A 17,923-nucleotide genomic window follows, 5' to 3' on the forward strand; every position below is an offset into this window, starting at 1 on the left:
AAGAATGAGGTTTTTGTGGGTCCGGTAATGTTAGATGTCGCCAGCTATGAGCTGGATGCGGAAGATCGTGAAGTGCTGGAACATCCGCTGGTTGGCGGCGTTATCCTGTTTACCCGTAATTTTCATGATGCCGCGCAACTGCGTGAACTTGTGCGCCAAATCCGCGCGGCATCGCGTGAGCGTCTTGTGGTCTCTGTCGATCAGGAAGGCGGTCGCGTTCAGCGTTTTCGTGATGGCTTTACCCGTCTGCCTGCCGCGCAGGCGTTTGCGGCATTAAATAGCGCGACAGAAGCCCAACGTCTGGCGGAAGAGGGCGGCTGGCTAATGGCGGCAGAAATGATCTCGATGGATATCGACATTAGCTTTGCACCGGTGCTGGATATCGGCCACCAGAGCGCGGCGATTGGCGAACGTTCGTTTCACGAACAGCCGGAGATCGCGCTGGCGGTAGCGCAGAGCTTTATTCGCGGTATGCACAGCGCAGGCATGAAGGTCACGGGTAAGCACTTCCCCGGCCACGGTGCGGTCAGCGCCGATTCACATAAAGAAACGCCGCGCGATCCGCGTCCGCTCGCGGAGATTCGCGCACATGACATGCTGATTTTTAAAGAACTGATCCAGCGCCAGCAGTTGGATGCCATCATGCCTGCTCATGTGATTTACACGGAGGCCGATCCGCGCCCAGCCAGTGGGTCGCCCTATTGGCTCAAAACGGTGCTGCATGACGAACTGGGTTTTGATGGCATCATTTTCTCTGACGACCTTTCGATGGAAGGCGCGGCGGTGATGGGGAGTTACCCCGAGCGGGCGCAGGCCGCCTTGCAGGCAGGATGTGACATGATTCTGGTCTGCAATCATCGGGAAGGCGCGGTCAGCGTGCTGGATAACCTGTCCCCGGTCAAAGCAGAGCAACTGACGCGCTTATATCATCAGGGTTCGTTTTCTCGTCGGGAACTGCTGGATTCGCCACGCTGGAAGCAGGCTAATCAGGCGCTCACATTACTCAGCGAGCGCTGGCAGGCGCATAAGAATGGCGAGAAATAGGCAACCCAGTCTGTGGTGAGGATGAAAGATGATTATCTATTTACACGGTTTTGACTCGACCAGCCCCGGCAACCATGAAAAGGTTCTGCAACTTCAGTTTATTGATGAAGATGTCAGGCTGATTAGCTACAGCACGCTGCATCCACGTCATGACATGCAACATCTGTTAAAGCAGGTGGACAAGATGATTCAGCATTCTGACGACGATCGTCCGCTGATCTGCGGCGTGGGGTTGGGCGGTTTCTGGGCTGAACGGGTTGGTTTCCTGTGTGACATACGACAGGTCATCGTCAATCCTAACCTTTTCCCGCAGGAAAACATGGGCGGGAAAATCGATCGTCCGGAAGAGTATGTGGATATCGCCACCAAGTGCGTGGCGAATTTTCGTGAAAAGAACCGCGATCGCTGCATGGTGATGCTCTCCCGTCATGATGAAATGCTTGATAGCCAGCGTAGTGCGCAGATGCTGGGAGCGTATTACGAGATCGTTTGGGACGATATTCAGACGCATAAATTCAAAAGTATCTCCCCCCATTTGCAGCGGATCAAAGCCTTCAAAACGCTGGGTTAAGCCTGTCTGCGCGATGATGTGTTAATCGCCGTGGGTCGTTCCTTCTGATGCCTTCGTTTGAGGGCTGTCAGGAGGAATAACGCGATTTATTTACTTTCCTTAGTGCGTATAGCGACGCATTTGCGCACGATTCAGCATTTTTTCTTCACACCGACTTCCGCTAATTCACTGAAATAAAGATGGAATTTTCCTGATAAAAACCTGGGTGACAAAGTAAATTGATATATATCAATTTTGGTATGACCAAATAACCTAGCGTGCTATTCTTGCTGCAGATATCAGGCTTAACTTACGCGAACCCTATGTTATATAAGGATATTATTTTTTACTCTTTATTAACTATTGGTTCACATTTTTAGGGGGTCATTTTGACATCACCAACCAAAAAAATTGTCATTGTCGGCGGGGGAGCTGGCGGACTTGAACTTGCTACGAGTTTGGGCCACAAGTTAGGACGCAAGAAAAAAGCGGAAATCACGCTGGTGGATCGTAACCACAGCCACCTGTGGAAACCGTTGCTGCATGAAGTGGCGACGGGTTCGCTGGACGACGATATGGATGCGTTGAGCTATCTGGCGCACGCCCGTAATCACTATTTCCAGTTCCAACTGGGCATGCTGACGGATATCGACCGCGAGCAGCAGCAGATCCAACTGGCTGAAGTGTGTGACGAGCAAGGCGAGGTGCTGGTGGCGGCACGTCGTATCCCGTATGACATTTTGGTGGTGGCGTTAGGCAGTGCCTCAAATGACTTTGGCACACCGGGCGTGAAAGATCACTGCATCTTCCTGGATAACCCGAAACAGGCCCGCCGTTTCCATAACGAAATGCTGAATTTGTTCCTGAAATTCACGGCGAATCAGGACGAAAAAGAGCGAGTAAATATCGCGATTGTGGGCGGTGGCGCGACGGGCGTTGAACTGTCTGCGGAACTGCATAACGCGGTGAAACAGTTACACAGCTACGGCTTTGACGGGCTGGATAACCAAACGTTGAATGTTACGCTGGTAGAAGCGGGCGAACGTATTTTACCCGCGCTGCCGGCGCGTATTTCCGCGGCAGCACATCAGGAACTGACCAACATCGGTGTCCGGGTGCTGACGAAAACCATGGTGACCAGCGCAGAAAGCGGCGGTCTGAATACGAAGGACGGTGAGTTTATCGAAGCCGACCTGATGGTTTGGGCGGCGGGCATCAAGGCTCCTGATGCGATGAAAGAGATTGCCGGACTGGAAACGAACCGGATTAACCAGTTAGTAGTTGAACCGACGCTACAAACGACGCGCGATCCCAACATTTTCGCCATTGGTGACTGTGCCTCCTGCCCGCAGGAAGGCGGCGGTTTCGTGCCACCACGCGCGCAAGCGGCCCACCAGATGGCGTCACGTTGCCACAGCAACATCATCGCGTTGCTGAACGGACAAGCGCTGAAATCTTACGTTTATAAAGATCACGGTTCGCTGGTCTCGCTGTCTAAATTCAGTACGGTTGGCAGCCTGATGGGGAACCTGATGCGTGGCTCCGTGATGGTCGAAGGGCGGATTGCACGTTTCGTTTATATCTCCCTGTATCGCATGCATCAGGTTGCGCTACATGGCTATGTCAAAACCGGTCTGATGATGCTGGTCGGTGGGATCAACCGGGTGATTCGCCCGCGTCTGAAACTGCATTAATCCACCGCTGCTGACCGCTTTCTGATACGGGCGTGAACGCGATTTCATGCCCGTATTCTTTTTTATCATCGGCTTGTTATCCTTGCGCTATCCCTTCCCCTTTCACGAATCTGCCCATACTTGCTGCATCCTGGGCGTAATGCTATTTGCGACTCCTCAACGATGCCACTGCTATAACAGTATAAAATATCGTCCTATTACCAATTCCAGTTAAGACAATTCCCAAATGGCGCTTTTGTGTTACGAAACTGACACTTTTGGTTAATTAGTCTTATTGCGAGAGTGTGAAACATTGTGCAGACTTTCCACTGTTTACAGATGGCGTAGCACGCACGCCGAAAATTCTGAATGCTGATATTCAGAAGGAACCATCGGATTTATCGCGTTAAACGCGAGTCGGCGTAAAGCAAATCTTACGGCGGAATTGCAGATGGGGAATGCGTGAGAATAGATTCGGGAGGTATCCTGTGAACAAATCAATGTTAGCGGGTGTAGGTATTGGTGTGGCTGCGGCATTGGGTGTGGCGGCGGTGGCGAGTATGGATGTGTTCTCCTCTAAACCTCAGTTTGCACAGGTGCTAACGGCAACACCAATCAAAGAAACGGTAAAAACACCTCGTCAGGAGTGTCGCAATGTGACGGTTACGCATCGCCGTCCGGTACAGGATGAACACCAGATTGCCGGCTCGGTTCTGGGTGCGGTGGCTGGTGGCGTTCTGGGACACCAATTCGGTGGCGGGCGCGGTAAAGATGTCGCGACGGTAGCGGGCGCGTTGGCTGGTGGTTATGCCGGTAACCGTGTACAAAGCGGCATGCAAGAAAACGATACGTATACGTCACAGCAACAGCGTTGCCAAACGGTGTACGACAAATCACAAAAAATTTTAGGCTATGATGTCACCTATAAAATCGGCGACCAGCAGGGTAAAATCCGCATGGATCGCGACCCGGGCACACAAATTCCAGTGGACAGAAACGGCCAGTTGATTCTAAATCAGCAGAGCTAATTTACCCTGACGTCCACGTTTTTGCGCTGGCACCACCTCTAAAAACCGCGAGCCACCTGAAGAAGGTGCTCGCGGTTTTTTTCATTATATGTTCTGGTACGGTCGTAGAGGAAGAACGGAGTCCGAGTCGTCTCTGGCTTAGCCGCGAAAAATGATCTCTGCCCAGCGCGCCAGACCGGCGGTAACGGAACCAAAGTCGTTGCCGCTGGCGATAGGAATATCCGGAAGCAGTTGTTGAATAGCCTGACGCAGCAGGGGAGAACGTGCGCTACCGCCGGTCAGGTAGATCACTTCTGGACGGGTCTGACTGGTTTCTAACGCCAGCGTTACCTGCTGCTGAATGCGGCTCAGAGGATTATCGATTGCGGCGTTGAGCTCATCCGCATGAATGCGTGTCGCCAGACCCGATTCAATAAAGTGTAAATCGGCTGCCGTTTCCGACTGATTGGACAGCGCAATTTTGCTCTCTTCCGCCAGTTGGATCAGACGGTAGCTCAGGCGCTGTTGCCACACGGTCAGCAGTCTTTTTACCAACTCAGGCTGGCGCGCATCGCGGATCATTTCAGTGATTAACATGCGGCTGGCGGTGCTATGAAACTCTTTTTGCGCCGGAATATCGTTAATCGCGACGGCATTCCACCAGGTCATGATCGGCAGGGCGATGCCTTTTTCCGTCTCGCTATTCATGCCAAGCAGCGGCATGAGCTGTTTGAATGCGAGCATAATATCCAGATCGTTACCGCCAACGCGGCAGCCGCTGTGCCCTAATAGACTCCGCGCGCGTTCGTGCTGCTTATGCCACTCTGGCCCCATCAGCAGCATGGAACAGTCGGTGGTTCCGCCGCCGATATCCACGACCAGCACACGTGTTTCTTTCGTCAATGTTGATTCGAAATCCAGCCCGGCGGCGACGGGTTCAAACTGAAAGACGACGTCTTCAAATCCGGCGCGGTGTGCCGCGCGATCTAAAATCCCTTGCGCCTGCTGGTTGGCTTCTTCGCCGCCGATACTCTGGAAGTTAATCGGACGACCAATCACGGCCTGACGAATAGGCTGGTCAAGCTGGCTTTCTGCCTGCGTGCGGATATGCAGCATCATGGCGCAAACCAGATCTTCAAACAGCGCAATCTGCTGCGCTTTTAGGCCGACAGCCCCGAGGAAGGACTTCGGCGATTTAACGAACCACGTCTCTTCCGGGTCATCCATATAGTGGCGTAACGCCTCACGCCCGAACTTTACGCTATCAGCTTGCACGCGAATATCTTCTTCGCGGTTGTAGCTGATGGCGCGCTTGAGCAGCAGCGCGTTCTCGCCCTCCGCGTTGACCTGATGGTGCCGCCATAACCACTCGCTCACGGCTTCACGTACGGGCGCGCACAGCAGAGAGGAAAGATAAGGCGAATCCTTTTCCAGCGACAGGAGCCGTGGTGTACCTGAATCCATCACTGCTACGGAACAGTTGGCTGTACCGTAGTCAAAGCCGATAAACATAGTGAGACCCCATGCCATGAGAAATTTTTGGGAGAGATTTTTAACGTCGTACCAACAATGGCCCAGAGTGAGCAGACAGAAGTGGTGGGCGATAAAAAGGGGGGCGACTTTACTGCGTTACGGCAGTGCTTGTAAAGGTGGATGAGATGAAAGAAGGGGATTCACTAATCAGATGTTTAATGGGAACCCGCAGGTTCCCGTTTAGTATGGTGAAAGTGAGTTACGCCGCCAGCGTATGCTGGGCCATGTTCCCCAGCAGCGAACCGATGAATTCAATGCGTTTTGGACGATCGCTCAAATCCTTCATGAATTTCAGGCGGGTTGGGCCATCAAGGCGGTAGGTGCCCGGATCGCGCTGTAACAGACCGATGAGGTGAGACGGATCAACACGATTGTGCTCGCTGAATTCGATAAATCCACCTTTCTCATTGCCTTCAATGCGGCGAATACCCAGCGCCTGTGCCTGCTGGCGCAGGGCGGCAATCTGCAACAGATAGCGGCTGGCATCCGGGAGGAGACCGAAACGATCGATCAGCTCGACTTTCAATTCATCCAGCTCGTCGGTGGTTTTCGCACTGGCGATACGTTTATATAACGACAGCCGCGTATTGACGTCGGGAATGAAATCGTCGGGCAGCAGAGCAGGCAAACGCAGTTCGACGTCAGTCTGGCTGTTGATCAGATCTTCCAGCGACGGTTCCCGGCCTGCTTTCAGCGCATCGACGGCGCTTTCCAACAGTTCCATATACAGTGAGAAACCGACGCTGGTCATCTGTCCGCTCTGGTCTTCTCCGAGCAGTTCGCCTGCGCCACGGATTTCCAGATCGTGCGTGGCCAGCGCAAAACCGGCACCGAGGTCTTCCAGTGAGGCGATCGCTTCCAGACGTTTCTGCGCATCGGTGCTCATCGCTTTGGGGTTCGGCGTCAGCAGATAGGCGTAAGCCTGATGGTGGGAACGTCCGACGCGACCGCGCAACTGATGCAACTGCGCCAGACCGAAGTGGTCGGCGCGCTCGATGATGATGGTGTTGGCGCTCGGGATGTCGATCCCGGTTTCGATGATGGTGGTACACACCAGCACGTTAAAACGCTGATGGTGGAAGTCGTTCATGACTCGCTCCAGTTCGCGTTCGCGCATCTGACCGTGGCCGATAGCGATGCGCGCTTCCGGCACCAGTTCCGCCAGTCGCTGGGTGGCTTTCTCGATATTTTCGACGTCGTTATAGAGGTAATACACCTGTCCGCCGCGCAGAATTTCACGCAGGATGGCTTCGCGCACCACCAGATTGTCATATTCACGCACGAACGTTTTCACCGCCAAACGACGGGCTGGCGGCGTGGCGATAATCGACAGATCGCGCATTCCACTCATCGCCATGTTGAGCGTGCGCGGAATCGGCGTGGCGGTGAGCGTCAGGATATCGACATTCGCCCGCATCGCTTTGATACGCTCTTTGTGACGCACGCCGAAGCGGTGTTCTTCGTCCACAATCAGCAGCCCTAAGTCGCGCCAGCGCACGTCGCTCTGCAATAGCTTATGGGTACCGATCAGAATATCGACTTTGCCTTCCTGCGTTTCTTCCAGCACCTGAGTTTGCTCACGGGCGCTACGGAAGCGGGAGATCATTTCAATCTTTACCGGCCAGTTGGCAAAGCGATCGCGGAAGTTGTCAAAATGCTGCTGAGCCAACAGCGTTGTCGGTACCAGAACGGCAACCTGCTTATGGTTTTCAACCGCCAGAAACGCGGCGCGCATTGCCACTTCGGTTTTACCAAAGCCGACATCGCCACATACCAGACGGTCCATCGCCAGCGGCTGGCACATATCGCTCAACACGGCGTTGATAGCCTGCGCCTGATCGGGCGTGGTCTCGAAGGGGAAACTTTCGCAGAAAAGCTGATATTGCGTTTTATCATGCTTAAAGGCAAAACCGCTTTTCGCCGCGCGTTGCGCATAAACATCCAACAGTTCGGCGGCGACATCACGCACTCTTTCTGCTGCTTTTTGCCGCGCGCGCGACCACGCATCGCCACCCAGTTTATGCAGCGGCGCATTCTCATCGGCACCGCCTGCGTAGCGGCTGATCAAATGCAGTGAGGAAACGGGGACGTACAGTTTGTCTTCGCCCGCATAGGTCAAAATCAGGTATTCGGCTTTGATGCCGCCTGCTTCCAGCGTGGTCAGCCCGGCATAGCGGCCAACGCCGTGTTCGAGATGGACAACGGGCTGCCCCAGTCGCAGCTCCGCCAGATTGCGGATCAGCGTATCGGTATTGATCGTGCGGCGATTATCCTGACGACGACGGCTGACGCGTTCGCCCAGTAGATCGCTTTCGCAGATTAAGGCCCGCTGGCGAAGCGTGTCGATAAAACCGTGTTCACTGGCACCGATGATCAGGTAAATGCCACGCTCCTGAGCCTGCTCGAGCGTGCTGATGAGCGTAGGGTTCAGTTTGATGCGCGCCAGCAACTCTTGTAGCGTTTCACGACGACCTTCACTCTCAACGGAGAAAATGACCTGACCGTCGGACTGTTCGATAAAGCGGCGCAGCGCATCCAACGGGGATTTCTGCTGGTGCTGAATCGCCAGCGCCGGCAGCGGCAGATAGGCCAGATTCACGTTAGCGGCTTTTTCCGGCAGCGTATCGGTTCTCAACTGCACGCGCGGCCACGCTTTCAGCTCCGTGAACAGACCGTCTACCCGTAACCAGAGTGAGTCTGACGGCAGCAGCGGGCGCATGGGATCGACACGGCGGCTTTCAAAACGCTGCTGAATATCCTGCCAGAAGCGCTCGGCGCTCTGTTCGATATTGCCGGTGTTAACGATCAGCGTGTTGTTCGGGAAGTAGCTGAACAGCGACGGTAGCGGTTCACTGAAGAATAACGGCTGCCAGTATTCGATCCCTGCCGGCCAGACGCCTTTGCTGACCTGTTGGTAAATGTGCTCTGCGTCGCGCCGTACCTCAAACTGTTCGCGCCACTGGCTGCGAAAAAGCTCGATGGCGGCTTTATCCGTCGGAAACTCATGCGCGGGCAGCAGATTAATGTGCGGCACTTCATTCAGCGTGCGCTGCGTATCCACATCGAACAGACGCAGGCTGTCGATCTCGTCGTCAAAGAAATCGATACGGTAGGGCTCTTCGCTTCCCATTGGGAACAGATCCAGCAGCGCGCCGCGCGTGGCATATTCACCGTGTTCCATGACCTGATCGACACTGCGGTAGCCCGCCTGCTCCAACTGCGAACGCAGTTTGTCGCGCGAGAGGCGCTGGCCTTTTTTCAACACCAGCGCATGGCCGTGCAGGAAATTGTGCGGACAAACGCGCTGCATCAGCGTGTTGACCGGCAGTATCAGAACACCGCGCGTCATGTTGGGCAGTTGGTACAGGGTGGAAAGGCGGGTCGAAATAATTTCCTGATGCGGAGAAAAACTATCGTAGGGCAGTGTTTCCCAGTCAGGCAACGTGGTGACATGCTGGTAGGTAAATTGCTGAATCTCATCGCGTAAGCGCAGGGCATTTTGCATATCAGGGGCAATAAGTACCACCAGCCCGGCGTGGCGTTCAATAATTTCTGCACATTCAACGGCGCAGGCAGCGCCGGTTAACTGGCCCAGCAGGCGCTGCTCACCGGTTTTGGATGGCAGCGAATAACGGTAATTTTCAGGCATCATCTGATTATCGGGTCTCGCCCCCCTGCATCCGGCCAGGAATAAGAAAAAGCCGTAGAGTGAGGGTGTTAGGGTTCCATAAAGCAGTACTACCCTTTATTATCCTTGATCACTTTGCTTTGGCAACCTTATCCAGACGGATTTCATGTATCAACCTGTCGCTTTATTTATTGGCCTACGCTACATGCGTGGGCGCGCATCAGACCGCTTCGGCCGGTTTGTCTCCTGGTTATCCGCCATTGGTATCACGCTGGGCGTGATGGCGCTGGTCACCGTGCTTTCCGTGATGAATGGCTTCGAGCGCGAACTGGAAGGCAATATTCTCGGCGTGATGCCTCAGGCGGTCATCACTACGTCGCAAGGTTCGCTGAGCCCGGCGCTGATTCCTGCTTCCTCGTTAGATTCTCTTGATGGTGTGACGCGCGTTGCGCCGCTGACGACGGGCGATGTGGTGTTGCAAAGCGCTCGCAGCGTTGCCGTGGGCGTGATGCTAGGGATTGATCCTGACGAGCAGGAGCCGCTGTCGCGTTATCTGGTTAATGTCAAACAGCAGCAACTGCAATCCGGTCACTATCAGGCCATTTTGGGCGAGAAACTGGCCGAGCAGTTGGGGGTTAACGCGGGCGATCAGATTCGCATGATGGTGACGAGCGCCAGCCAACTGACGCCGATGGGGCGTATTCCCAGTCAGCGTATCTTCACCGTTGCCGGCACCTTTGCCGCGAACAGTGAAGTCGATAGCTACCAACTGTTGGTGAACCAGCAGGATGCCTCTCGCTTGATGCGCTACCCGGCGAACCACATTACCGGCTGGCGTCTGTGGCTGGAAAAGCCGCTGTCGGTCGATACGCTGAGCACGCAAACGCTGCCGGAAGGCACGGTCTGGAAAGACTGGCGCGAACGTAAAGGAGAACTGTTTCAGGCCGTGCGTATGGAGAAAAATATGATGGGGCTGTTGCTCAGCCTGATCGTGGCGGTGGCCGCTTTCAACATTATTACCTCGCTGGGTTTACTGGTGATGGAAAAACAGGGTGAAGTCGCCATTCTGCAAACGCAGGGGCTGACTCAACGCCAGATTATGGCGGTGTTTATGGTGCAGGGGGGCAGCGCTGGCGTCATTGGCGCGTTGTTAGGGGCATTGCTGGGGACGCTATTGGCCAGCCAACTGAATACGCTGATGCCAATTCTGGGCGTATTGCTGGATGGTGCCGCGTTGCCGGTGGATATTGACCCTGCGCAGGTGGTGACCATTGCCATTTCCGCGATGGTGATTGCCCTCTTATCAACACTTTACCCGTCATGGCGCGCTGCCGCCGTTCAACCCGCTGAGGCTTTACGTTATGAGTGATTTACCGTTATTGCAGTGTAATAATCTGTCCAAGCGCTATCAGGACGGCAACCTGTCTACCGACGTGTTGCGCGATGTCTCTTTTGAGATGAGCAGCGGGGAGATGATGGCGATCGTCGGGAGCTCGGGCTCGGGCAAAAGTACGCTACTGCATATGTTGGGGGGGTTGGATACGCCAACGTCAGGCGAAGTCATCTTCAAAGGTCAGCCGCTAGGTACGCTCTCGTCAGCGGCAAAAGCCGATTTGCGTAATCGTGAACTGGGCTTTATTTATCAGTTTCATCACCTGCTACCCGATTTTACCGCGCTGGAAAACGTGGCAATGCCGCTACTGATTGGCAAAGTACCAACGTCGCAGGCGCAGAATAAAGCACGCGACATGCTGGCTGCTGTCGGGTTGGAGGCGCGCAGCCACCACCGTTCGTCGGAGCTGTCCGGCGGCGAGCGGCAGCGTGTTGCCATTGCCAGAGCGCTGGTTAACAGCCCGTCGCTGGTGCTGGCGGACGAACCGACCGGTAACCTCGATCAGCGCACGGCGGATACCATTTTCGAACTGCTGGGAGAGCTTAATGTCCGGCAGGGCACCGCTTTTCTGGTAGTGACGCACGACCTGCAACTGGCTAGCCGACTGAACCGCCAACTGGAAATGCGCGACGGTCAGTTGCAGCAGGAGCTGACCCTGATGGGAGCGCGGCAATGACATTTCCTCCGCTCTCGTTGCTGATTGGCCTGCGATTTAGCCGTGGCCGTCGGCGTGGCGGCATGGTTTCGCTGATTTCGGTCATTTCGACGCTGGGAATCGCCCTGGGCGTCGCGGTGTTGATTCTCGGCCTGAGCGCGATGAATGGCTTTGAACGCGAACTGAACAACCGCATCCTCGCCGTCGTGCCACATGGCGAGATCGCGCCGGTCAATCAGCCTTTCGACGGCTGGCAGGATATCTTGCCTAAAATCGAACAGGTGCCTGGTGTTGCAGCCGCAGCGCCTTATATCAATTTCACCGGTCTGCTGGAGAACGGCGCCAAACTTCAGGCAGTTCAGGTGAAAGGCGTCGATCCACAGCAGGAAACACGCCTCAGCGCACTGCCCAACTATGTGCTTAATAATGCCTGGCAGCGGTTCCGCGCGGGTGAACAGCAGGTCATCATTGGGCAAGGCGTGGCGAAGGCGCTGAATGTGGCGGAAGGCGACTGGGTTACGGTGATGATCCCGAACAGCGATCCGGAAATGAAGCTGATGCAGCCTAAACGTATCCGGCTGCACATCAGCGGCATCTTACAACTGAGTGGTCAGCTCGATCACGGGCTGGCGTTGATTCCGCTTGCCGATGCTCAGCAGTATCTGGATATGGGGCAGAGCGTAACGGGGATCGCCATCAAGGCTAACGATGTCTTCTCCGCCAATAAACTGGTGCGCGATGCGGGTATGGTCACAAAGGCTTATGTCACTATTCGCAGCTGGATTGGCACCTATGGTTATATGTACCGAGACATCCAGATGGTCAGAACCATCATGTATCTGGCGATGATCCTGGTGATTGGCGTGGCCTGTTTTAATATTGTTTCAACGCTGGTGATGGCGGTGAAAGATAAAAGCAGCGATATCGCCGTCCTGCGTACGCTGGGGGCGTCGGACAGGCTGATTCGGGCTATCTTTGTATGGTACGGGCTATTGGCCGGGCTGCTGGGCAGCGTGATAGGCGCGGTGATTGGCGTGATCGCCACCTTGCAATTGACGCCAATTATTCACGGCATTGAAGCCCTCATCGGCCATAAGCTGTTGTCTGGCGACATCTATTTTATCGATTTCCTACCGTCAGAATTGCACCTGATGGATGTCTTTATCGTATTAGGAACCTCGCTGGTGCTGAGCCTGATTGCCAGCTGGTATCCGGCACGGCGCGCCAGCCGGATTGACCCTGCCCGCGTCTTGAGCGGACAGTAAGCCAAGCCAACGCACATGCGGCTTGAGAGATGACGGGGATAGTCCCTATCGTGTGGGAAAGCGATCACACCCTAAGGAGCAGTCATGTACTACGGTTTTGACATGGGCGGAACGAAAATTGAGCTGGGCGTGTTCGACGCCGAGCTGAACAAAGTATGGCAAAAGCGGGTGCCGACACCGCGCACGCATTATGATGAACTGCTTGCCACACTGGTTGATCTGGTGCATGAGGCCGACGCACAGGCCGGCGTTCAGGGGAAGGTCGGTATCGGCATACCGGGAATGGAGACGGGAGACACCGGCGTGCTATTTACCGCTAACCTGCCTGCGGCGATGGGGAAGCCGTTACGTACGGATCTGTCACAGCGTTTGCAGCGGGATGTTCGTCTCAGCAACGATGCCAACTGTTTTGTGCTGTCGGAAGCCTGGGACGCGGAGTTTCGTTCGTATCCTGTCGTGCTGGGGATGATTCTGGGCACGGGGTTGGGGGGCGGTCTGGTAATTAACGGGCGTCAGGTTGAAGGGCACAACGGTATTGCCGGTGAGTTTGGCCATATCCGCCTGCCGTCCGATGCGTTGGATATCATCGGTGTCGACATTCCCCGCGTGAAGTGTGGCTGCGGGCAATTTGGCTGTATTGAGAATTATATTTCCGGGCGCGGTTTTGAGTGGCTGTACGAGCATCTGTATGGTGAAGCCCTGCCAGCCGTGACCATCATTCGACACTATCGTGGCGGCGAGGAAAAAGCGCTGGAGTTTGTCGATCGCTTTATGGATTTATTGGCGGCCTGTCTGGGTAATCTGTTGACCCTGTTCGATCCGCATTTGCTGGTGTTGGGTGGCGGTCTGTCGAATTTTGATGAAATTTATCAAATTTTGCCAACGCGTCTTCCTCCACGACTTTTACCGATTGCGAAACTGCCACGTATAGAGAAAGCGCGTCACGGTGATGCGGGCGGCGTACGTGGTGCGGCGTTGCTACACTTAATGGATAACTAGCTGGAGAACGTATGTATACGCGTCAACGATTAGGGCGGTTTCATAAGGGAAAGCGACTGCGGCAACAGCGTCTTCGTGCGCGTATTTTCCATCGTGATTATCTGGCAGCAAGCGAAGTGAAAAAACCGCGCGTGGTGGTACTGACGGGCGCTGGCATTTCAGCGGAGTCCGGCATTCGTACCTTTCGCGCAACCGATGGCCTGTGGGAAGAACACCGCGTCGAGGATGTCGCCACGCCTGAAGGCTTTCAGCGTAACCCTGAGCTGGTGCAGGCGTTTTATAACGCCCGTCGCCGTCAGCTACAGCAGCCGGAAATTGTGCCGAATGCCGCGCACCTGGCATTGGCGAATCTGGAAGCGATGCTGGAAGATAACTTCCTGCTGATTACGCAAAACATCGATAACCTGCATGAGCGTGCTGGGAGCCAGCGCGTCATTCATATGCACGGTGAACTGCTGAAAATACGCTGTAGCCAAAGCGGGCAGATTTTTGAGTGGACGGACGATCTCGCCGTTGGCGAACGCTGCCACTGCTGTCAATTTCCCGCACCGTTACGCCCGCATGTGGTGTGGTTTGGTGAAATGCCGCTGCACATGGACAAGATTTACCATGCGCTGTCGCAGGCAGATTACTTTATTGCGATTGGCACATCGGGACATGTGTATCCCGCTGCTGGCTTTGTCCATGAGGCCCATTCGCACGGTGCCTACACGCTGGAGCTGAATCTGGAACCCAGCCAGGTAGAAAGCCAGTTTGATGAAAAAATTTACGGCCCCGCCAGTACCGTCGTGCCTGAGTTCGTCGCGGCCTGGCTGACGCGTGGTCAAAGTATCAAGTTTTAAACGTCAGCAAAAAGTGAAAACGTCATGAATCGTATGAGGGCGGCGTTTTCTCTTGCCTATCGTTGCCGCAGCAACACTCGTCAAGCTGATCGAACGGCAACATGGCGGTGTGGTTAAAGAAACAATATTCACTCTCGCTACAGCGCGTATGTGCAGCGGGTTCTGTCGGCGCGTCCGCCTGCGGATGCGCCGACTGCGATGTTCCATGATGTGACCGTGTTCCATGAAGAGATAAGGTTCGTCGGAAAAAGCCCAGCATAGCGTTACCCTCACGGTATCTCATCACGAAATGAATGAGATAATTATGTTAATGAGAATTATTAACAGGTGTAAATTACTCTCATCAATGTAAGCTAAGCGTAGTTGATTATCCGGTAAAGCGGGAATGACAATTGTCAAAATGTATATCCAAAATTGTTCTATTCGCTCGTCATGCCGAGTCGACAAAGGGTTAGATCGATTAGAAAGTCCGTCTGGCTTCTGCCGCCAGCTCTTTTAGATAATGCAGATTGCACAATTCCACCAGATGACCCCGATAGGTAATGTGGCCTTGTCGCTTCCAGTCGGACATCAATCGGCTCAATGTTTCACCGCGCATGCCTAATGAGGTCGCCAGTTGCCCTCGGCTTACCGGTAATGTCAGTTGCTGGGTTTGCTGAATATGGTGCTGCCGCAGCAGATAATCTGCCAGACGCTGTGGCGCGGAGCTGGACGTCAGCCAGTCGATTTGGTTGATGGTCGAGTAGAGCTTCTTACCCAGATAGTTGAGCAAACGCAGCGCCAGCTCCGGGCGCTGCAAACAGAACTGGTGAATATCCTGCCGTGGAATCATCAGCGTATGGCCGTCGCTCAGCGCGCGGATATTCATCGGGAAGCGGCCGTGATCCATAAACACCGCCGCGATGGCGACAAATTCTCCGCGTTCAAACTGGCCGAAAATCTTCTCATCGCCGCCATAGGTATGGCGAAAAGCCTGCAACTTTCCCGTTTCAACCAGCAAACAGTGCTGCATTTTGTCGCCTTCGCGAAACAGGATGTCATCCTGCCGGAAAAATAGACGTTCGCTTTTTGCCAATAGTTCGCACACCACATCGCTGGGTTCATCGCGCATCCAGTCATGCTGAAACAGCACCTCGCCGTATTCATCGGGCGATAGCGCCTTTTTGACAAATGTCATTTGTCCTCCCAGAGGCTGGTATTACCATCAAGTTGGTAAATGAAAATAATAATCACTTGCATGAATTCGGCAAGCAAAATCACGGCGCGCTGAATCGAGAATAGCGGAGCGTTTCCATGAAAGAAAATACCCTTCCAGCGGCACAGGCGCTGGTTCTGCATGAGTCGATTACCCCACCGAATTAAGGAGTGACAGTATGAGCGATCATGAAGCAGGACATAAATTTTTAGCCCGGTTGGGGAAAAAACGTCTGCGCCCCGGCGGCAGGAAAGCAACCGAGTGGCTGCTCAGTCAGGCTGGGTTCCGGCAGGATAGCGTAGTGCTGGAGGTCGCCTGTAATATGGGCACGACGGCGATGGAAATCGCACGCCGTTTTGGCTGTCAGGTTATCGGCGCGGATATGGATAAAGCGGCGTTAGAGAAGGCACAGGAAAATGTCGCGGCAAACGGCCTGGCATCGCAGGTCACGATTATGCAGGCGAATGCGCTGGAGCTGCCTTTTCCCGATAATCACTTTGACGTAGTGATTAATGAAGCCATGTTGACGATGTATGCCGACAAGGCCAAGAGTCGTATTATTGCCGAATATTATCGCGTGCTGAAACCGGGTGGCCGCCTGATTACCCACGATATTATGCTGCTCTCCGAGAAGGATACCGGCGCATTACAGGCGGTGGAACAGATGCATAAAGCGATCAACGTACATGCTCAGCCGATGCTGCGTGAGTGCTGGGTGACGTTGTTTCAGGAATGTGGTTTTAGCAAGGTCAACTACGATAACGGTGCCATGACGCTGCTGACGCCACAAGGGCTGATTTATGATGAAGGGCTGGCTGGCGCGGCACGTATCGTAAAAAATGCGCTGAAGAAAGAAAACCGCGATATGTTCTTCAACATGTTCCATACCTTCCGTCGCAATCGCAACCAGCTTAACTATATTGCGGTATGTAGCACGAAGTAGTTGTCGTATTCCTTTTGGCTGCATAGCGATAACAATGAAAAAGCGTGTAAGGCAGGCGAAATCGTTTAACATACGTGACAGGACGTTATCTTAACTGCGCTCTTTTATTGCGCTGGATTCCTTGTTACGGTGAACAATGCAGCCATTATCGCCGGGTGATATCCCGCTAAAGCACGCGACGCCGTTGCCTCACTACAGCCAGCTAAAACAACAGCAGTACAGACGCGATCGTCGGAGTCTGGTACTGCTGTTGGTGTTTCTTGCGCTTGCGCTGACCGTCAGTCTGTGCGCCGGAGAGCGCTGGATTTGGCCGACGGCCTGGCTGGATGACGCTCAGCAACTCTTTGTCTGGCAATTGCGTTTGCCGAGAACATTGGCTGTGATGCTGGTGGGCGCTAGTCTGGCGATGTCAGGCACCGTGATGCAGGCGGTTTTTGATAACCCATTGGCGGAACCGGGGTTGCTGGGCGTCGCGAACGGCGCGGGCGTGGCCTTAGTGCTGGCGGTACTGCTGGGGCAGGGATTGCTGCCCGTCTGGACCTTAAGCCTGAGCGCCATTGCTGGCGCGCTGCTGATTACCTTTCTGTTGCTCCATTTTGCCCGCCGTCATATTTCCAACACCCGTTTATTACTCATTGGCATTGCGCTCGGGATTATCTGTAGCGCGGTGATGACCTGGACCGTCTATTTCAGTACCAGTCTCGATTTACGCCAACTGATGTACTGGATGATGGGGGGCTTCAGCGGTATTGACTGGCGGCACGGCTGGCTGATGTTGGCGCTCTTGCCGCTGCTGCTGTGGCTGAGTCGTCAGGGGGCCGTGCTGAACGGGTTGACGCTGGGTGAGATTCAGGCGCGTCAGTTGGGTATTCCGGTCTATCGCTGGCGCACGATTCTCGTGTTGGTGATGGGTGTACAGGTCGGGCTGAGCGTGGCGCTGGCCGGCATCATCGCGTTTATTGGCTTGGTGAGCCCACACATGTTGCGGCTGTGCGGGTTGACCGATCAGCGCTATTTATTGAGCGGCTGTGCGTTGGCTGGCGGTGGTGTTCTGCTGCTGGCGGATACGGTCGCGCGCGTGGCGCTGAGTTCAGCCGAGTTGCCGATAGGCGTGGTTACCGCTACGCTGGGATCGCCATGGTTTATCTGGTTGTTATTACGTAATCGGCTGTAGCGATAGGTCCTGTTTTATCCAT

Annotated in this window: 15 protein-coding genes; 11 read left to right on the forward strand and 4 right to left on the reverse strand. The window is 54.5% G+C overall.

What is annotated here, in order from left to right; all coding sequences use genetic code 11:
- Nucleotides 1-15: 15 nt before the first annotated feature.
- The 4 genes from nagZ to O1Q74_RS08285 all read left to right on the forward strand — a co-directional run bounded on the left by nagZ (nt 16) and on the right by O1Q74_RS08285 (nt 4,295).
- A complete protein-coding gene (gene nagZ, locus O1Q74_RS08270; RefSeq protein WP_271877856.1) occupies nt 16-1,044 on the forward strand; it encodes a beta-N-acetylhexosaminidase in 1,029 nt (342 codons plus the stop codon).
- A 28-nt stretch (nt 1,045-1,072) separates the two neighbouring features.
- Nucleotides 1,073-1,615, forward strand: a complete 543-nt coding sequence (ycfP, locus tag O1Q74_RS08275) for an alpha/beta hydrolase YcfP (RefSeq protein ID WP_015840698.1) — start codon at nt 1,073-1,075, stop codon at nt 1,613-1,615.
- 368 nt (nt 1,616-1,983) lie between these two features.
- Entirely contained in the window at nt 1,984-3,288 is a 1,305-nt protein-coding gene (locus O1Q74_RS08280) for an NAD(P)/FAD-dependent oxidoreductase (RefSeq protein WP_271877857.1), read from the forward strand.
- Between the two features lie 467 nt (nt 3,289-3,755).
- Entirely contained in the window at nt 3,756-4,295 is a 540-nt protein-coding gene (locus tag O1Q74_RS08285) for a glycine zipper 2TM domain-containing protein (RefSeq protein ID WP_271877858.1), read from the forward strand.
- A gap of 138 nt (nt 4,296-4,433) precedes the next feature.
- On the opposite strand, the gene yegD is transcribed toward O1Q74_RS08285, so the two are convergent.
- Both yegD and mfd read right to left on the reverse strand, forming a co-directional pair.
- Entirely contained in the window at nt 4,434-5,786 is a 1,353-nt protein-coding gene (yegD, locus tag O1Q74_RS08290; protein WP_271877859.1) for a molecular chaperone, read from the reverse strand.
- A gap of 220 nt (nt 5,787-6,006) precedes the next feature.
- Nucleotides 6,007-9,459 (reverse strand): transcription-repair coupling factor, encoded by a 3,453-nt coding sequence (gene mfd / locus O1Q74_RS08295; RefSeq protein WP_271877860.1) that lies wholly within the window; start codon nt 9,457-9,459, stop codon nt 6,007-6,009.
- Between the two features lie 142 nt (nt 9,460-9,601).
- Between mfd and lolC the strand changes: the two genes are divergently transcribed.
- The 5 genes from lolC to cobB all read left to right on the forward strand — a co-directional run bounded on the left by lolC (nt 9,602) and on the right by cobB (nt 14,589).
- Complete coding sequence (gene lolC, locus O1Q74_RS08300; RefSeq protein ID WP_271877861.1) at nt 9,602-10,804, forward strand: lipoprotein-releasing ABC transporter permease subunit LolC; 1,203 nt, start codon at nt 9,602-9,604, stop codon at nt 10,802-10,804.
- Nucleotides 10,797-11,504 (forward strand): lipoprotein-releasing ABC transporter ATP-binding protein LolD, encoded by a 708-nt coding sequence (lolD, locus tag O1Q74_RS08305; protein ID WP_271877862.1) that lies wholly within the window; start codon nt 10,797-10,799, stop codon nt 11,502-11,504. Before lolC ends, lolD begins: the two co-directional genes overlap by 8 nt.
- Complete coding sequence (gene lolE / locus O1Q74_RS08310; RefSeq protein WP_271877863.1) at nt 11,501-12,748, forward strand: lipoprotein-releasing ABC transporter permease subunit LolE; 1,248 nt, start codon at nt 11,501-11,503, stop codon at nt 12,746-12,748. Before lolD ends, lolE begins: the two co-directional genes overlap by 4 nt.
- An 84-nt stretch (nt 12,749-12,832) precedes the next feature.
- Nucleotides 12,833-13,747, forward strand: coding sequence for an N-acetylglucosamine kinase (nagK, locus tag O1Q74_RS08315; RefSeq protein ID WP_271877864.1), 915 nt, complete (start codon nt 12,833-12,835; stop codon nt 13,745-13,747).
- A gap of 11 nt (nt 13,748-13,758) precedes the next feature.
- Nucleotides 13,759-14,589 carry a Sir2 family NAD+-dependent deacetylase gene (gene cobB / locus O1Q74_RS08320; protein WP_271877865.1) on the forward strand — a complete coding sequence of 277 codons (831 nt, stop codon included), beginning with the start codon at nt 13,759-13,761 and terminating at the stop codon, nt 14,587-14,589.
- A 460-nt stretch (nt 14,590-15,049) separates the two neighbouring features.
- Here cobB and O1Q74_RS08325 read toward each other — a convergent pair whose 3' ends face one another.
- Both O1Q74_RS08325 and O1Q74_RS08330 read right to left on the reverse strand, forming a co-directional pair.
- Entirely contained in the window at nt 15,050-15,766 is a 717-nt protein-coding gene (locus O1Q74_RS08325) for a Crp/Fnr family transcriptional regulator (RefSeq protein WP_271877866.1), read from the reverse strand.
- Complete coding sequence (locus O1Q74_RS08330; RefSeq protein WP_271877867.1) at nt 15,763-15,927, reverse strand: hypothetical protein; 165 nt, start codon at nt 15,925-15,927, stop codon at nt 15,763-15,765. The genes O1Q74_RS08325 and O1Q74_RS08330 overlap by 4 nt, the downstream gene beginning before the upstream one ends.
- 35 nt (nt 15,928-15,962) lie before the next feature.
- Here O1Q74_RS08330 and O1Q74_RS08335 point away from each other — a divergent pair, with 35 nt between their 5' ends.
- Entirely contained in the window at nt 15,963-16,727 is a 765-nt protein-coding gene (locus O1Q74_RS08335; RefSeq protein WP_271877868.1) for a class I SAM-dependent methyltransferase, read from the forward strand.
- A 136-nt stretch (nt 16,728-16,863) separates the two neighbouring features.
- Nucleotides 16,864-17,901, forward strand: a complete 1,038-nt coding sequence (gene btuC / locus O1Q74_RS08340; protein ID WP_271877869.1) for a vitamin B12 ABC transporter permease BtuC — start codon at nt 16,864-16,866, stop codon at nt 17,899-17,901.
- Nucleotides 17,902-17,923: the final 22 nt, after the last annotated feature.

Source organism: Pectobacterium sp. A5351, from assembly GCF_028335745.1.
Taxonomy (GTDB): domain Bacteria; phylum Pseudomonadota; class Gammaproteobacteria; order Enterobacterales; family Enterobacteriaceae; genus Pectobacterium.

Excerpts from the sequence above, each read along its gene's own strand:
- ycfP (WP_015840698.1), top strand. The coding sequence starts at position 1,073 with ATGATTATCTATTTACACGGTTTTGACTCGACCAGCCCCGGCAACCAT.
- yegD (WP_271877859.1), bottom strand. The coding sequence starts at position 5,786 with ATGTTTATCGGCTTTGACTACGGTACAGCCAACTGTTCCGTAGCAGTG.
- mfd (WP_271877860.1), bottom strand. The coding sequence starts at position 9,459 with ATGATGCCTGAAAATTACCGTTATTCGCTGCCATCCAAAACCGGTGAG.
- lolC (WP_271877861.1), top strand. The coding sequence starts at position 9,602 with ATGTATCAACCTGTCGCTTTATTTATTGGCCTACGCTACATGCGTGGG.
- lolD (WP_271877862.1), top strand. The coding sequence starts at position 10,797 with ATGAGTGATTTACCGTTATTGCAGTGTAATAATCTGTCCAAGCGCTAT.
- lolE (WP_271877863.1), top strand. The coding sequence starts at position 11,501 with ATGACATTTCCTCCGCTCTCGTTGCTGATTGGCCTGCGATTTAGCCGT.
- nagK (WP_271877864.1), top strand. The coding sequence starts at position 12,833 with ATGTACTACGGTTTTGACATGGGCGGAACGAAAATTGAGCTGGGCGTG.
- cobB (WP_271877865.1), top strand. The coding sequence starts at position 13,759 with ATGTATACGCGTCAACGATTAGGGCGGTTTCATAAGGGAAAGCGACTG.
- O1Q74_RS08325 (WP_271877866.1), bottom strand. The coding sequence starts at position 15,766 with ATGACATTTGTCAAAAAGGCGCTATCGCCCGATGAATACGGCGAGGTG.
- O1Q74_RS08330 (WP_271877867.1), bottom strand. The coding sequence starts at position 15,927 with ATGCAGAACCAGCGCCTGTGCCGCTGGAAGGGTATTTTCTTTCATGGA.
- O1Q74_RS08335 (WP_271877868.1), top strand. The coding sequence starts at position 15,963 with ATGAGCGATCATGAAGCAGGACATAAATTTTTAGCCCGGTTGGGGAAA.
- btuC (WP_271877869.1), top strand. The coding sequence starts at position 16,864 with ATGCAGCCATTATCGCCGGGTGATATCCCGCTAAAGCACGCGACGCCG.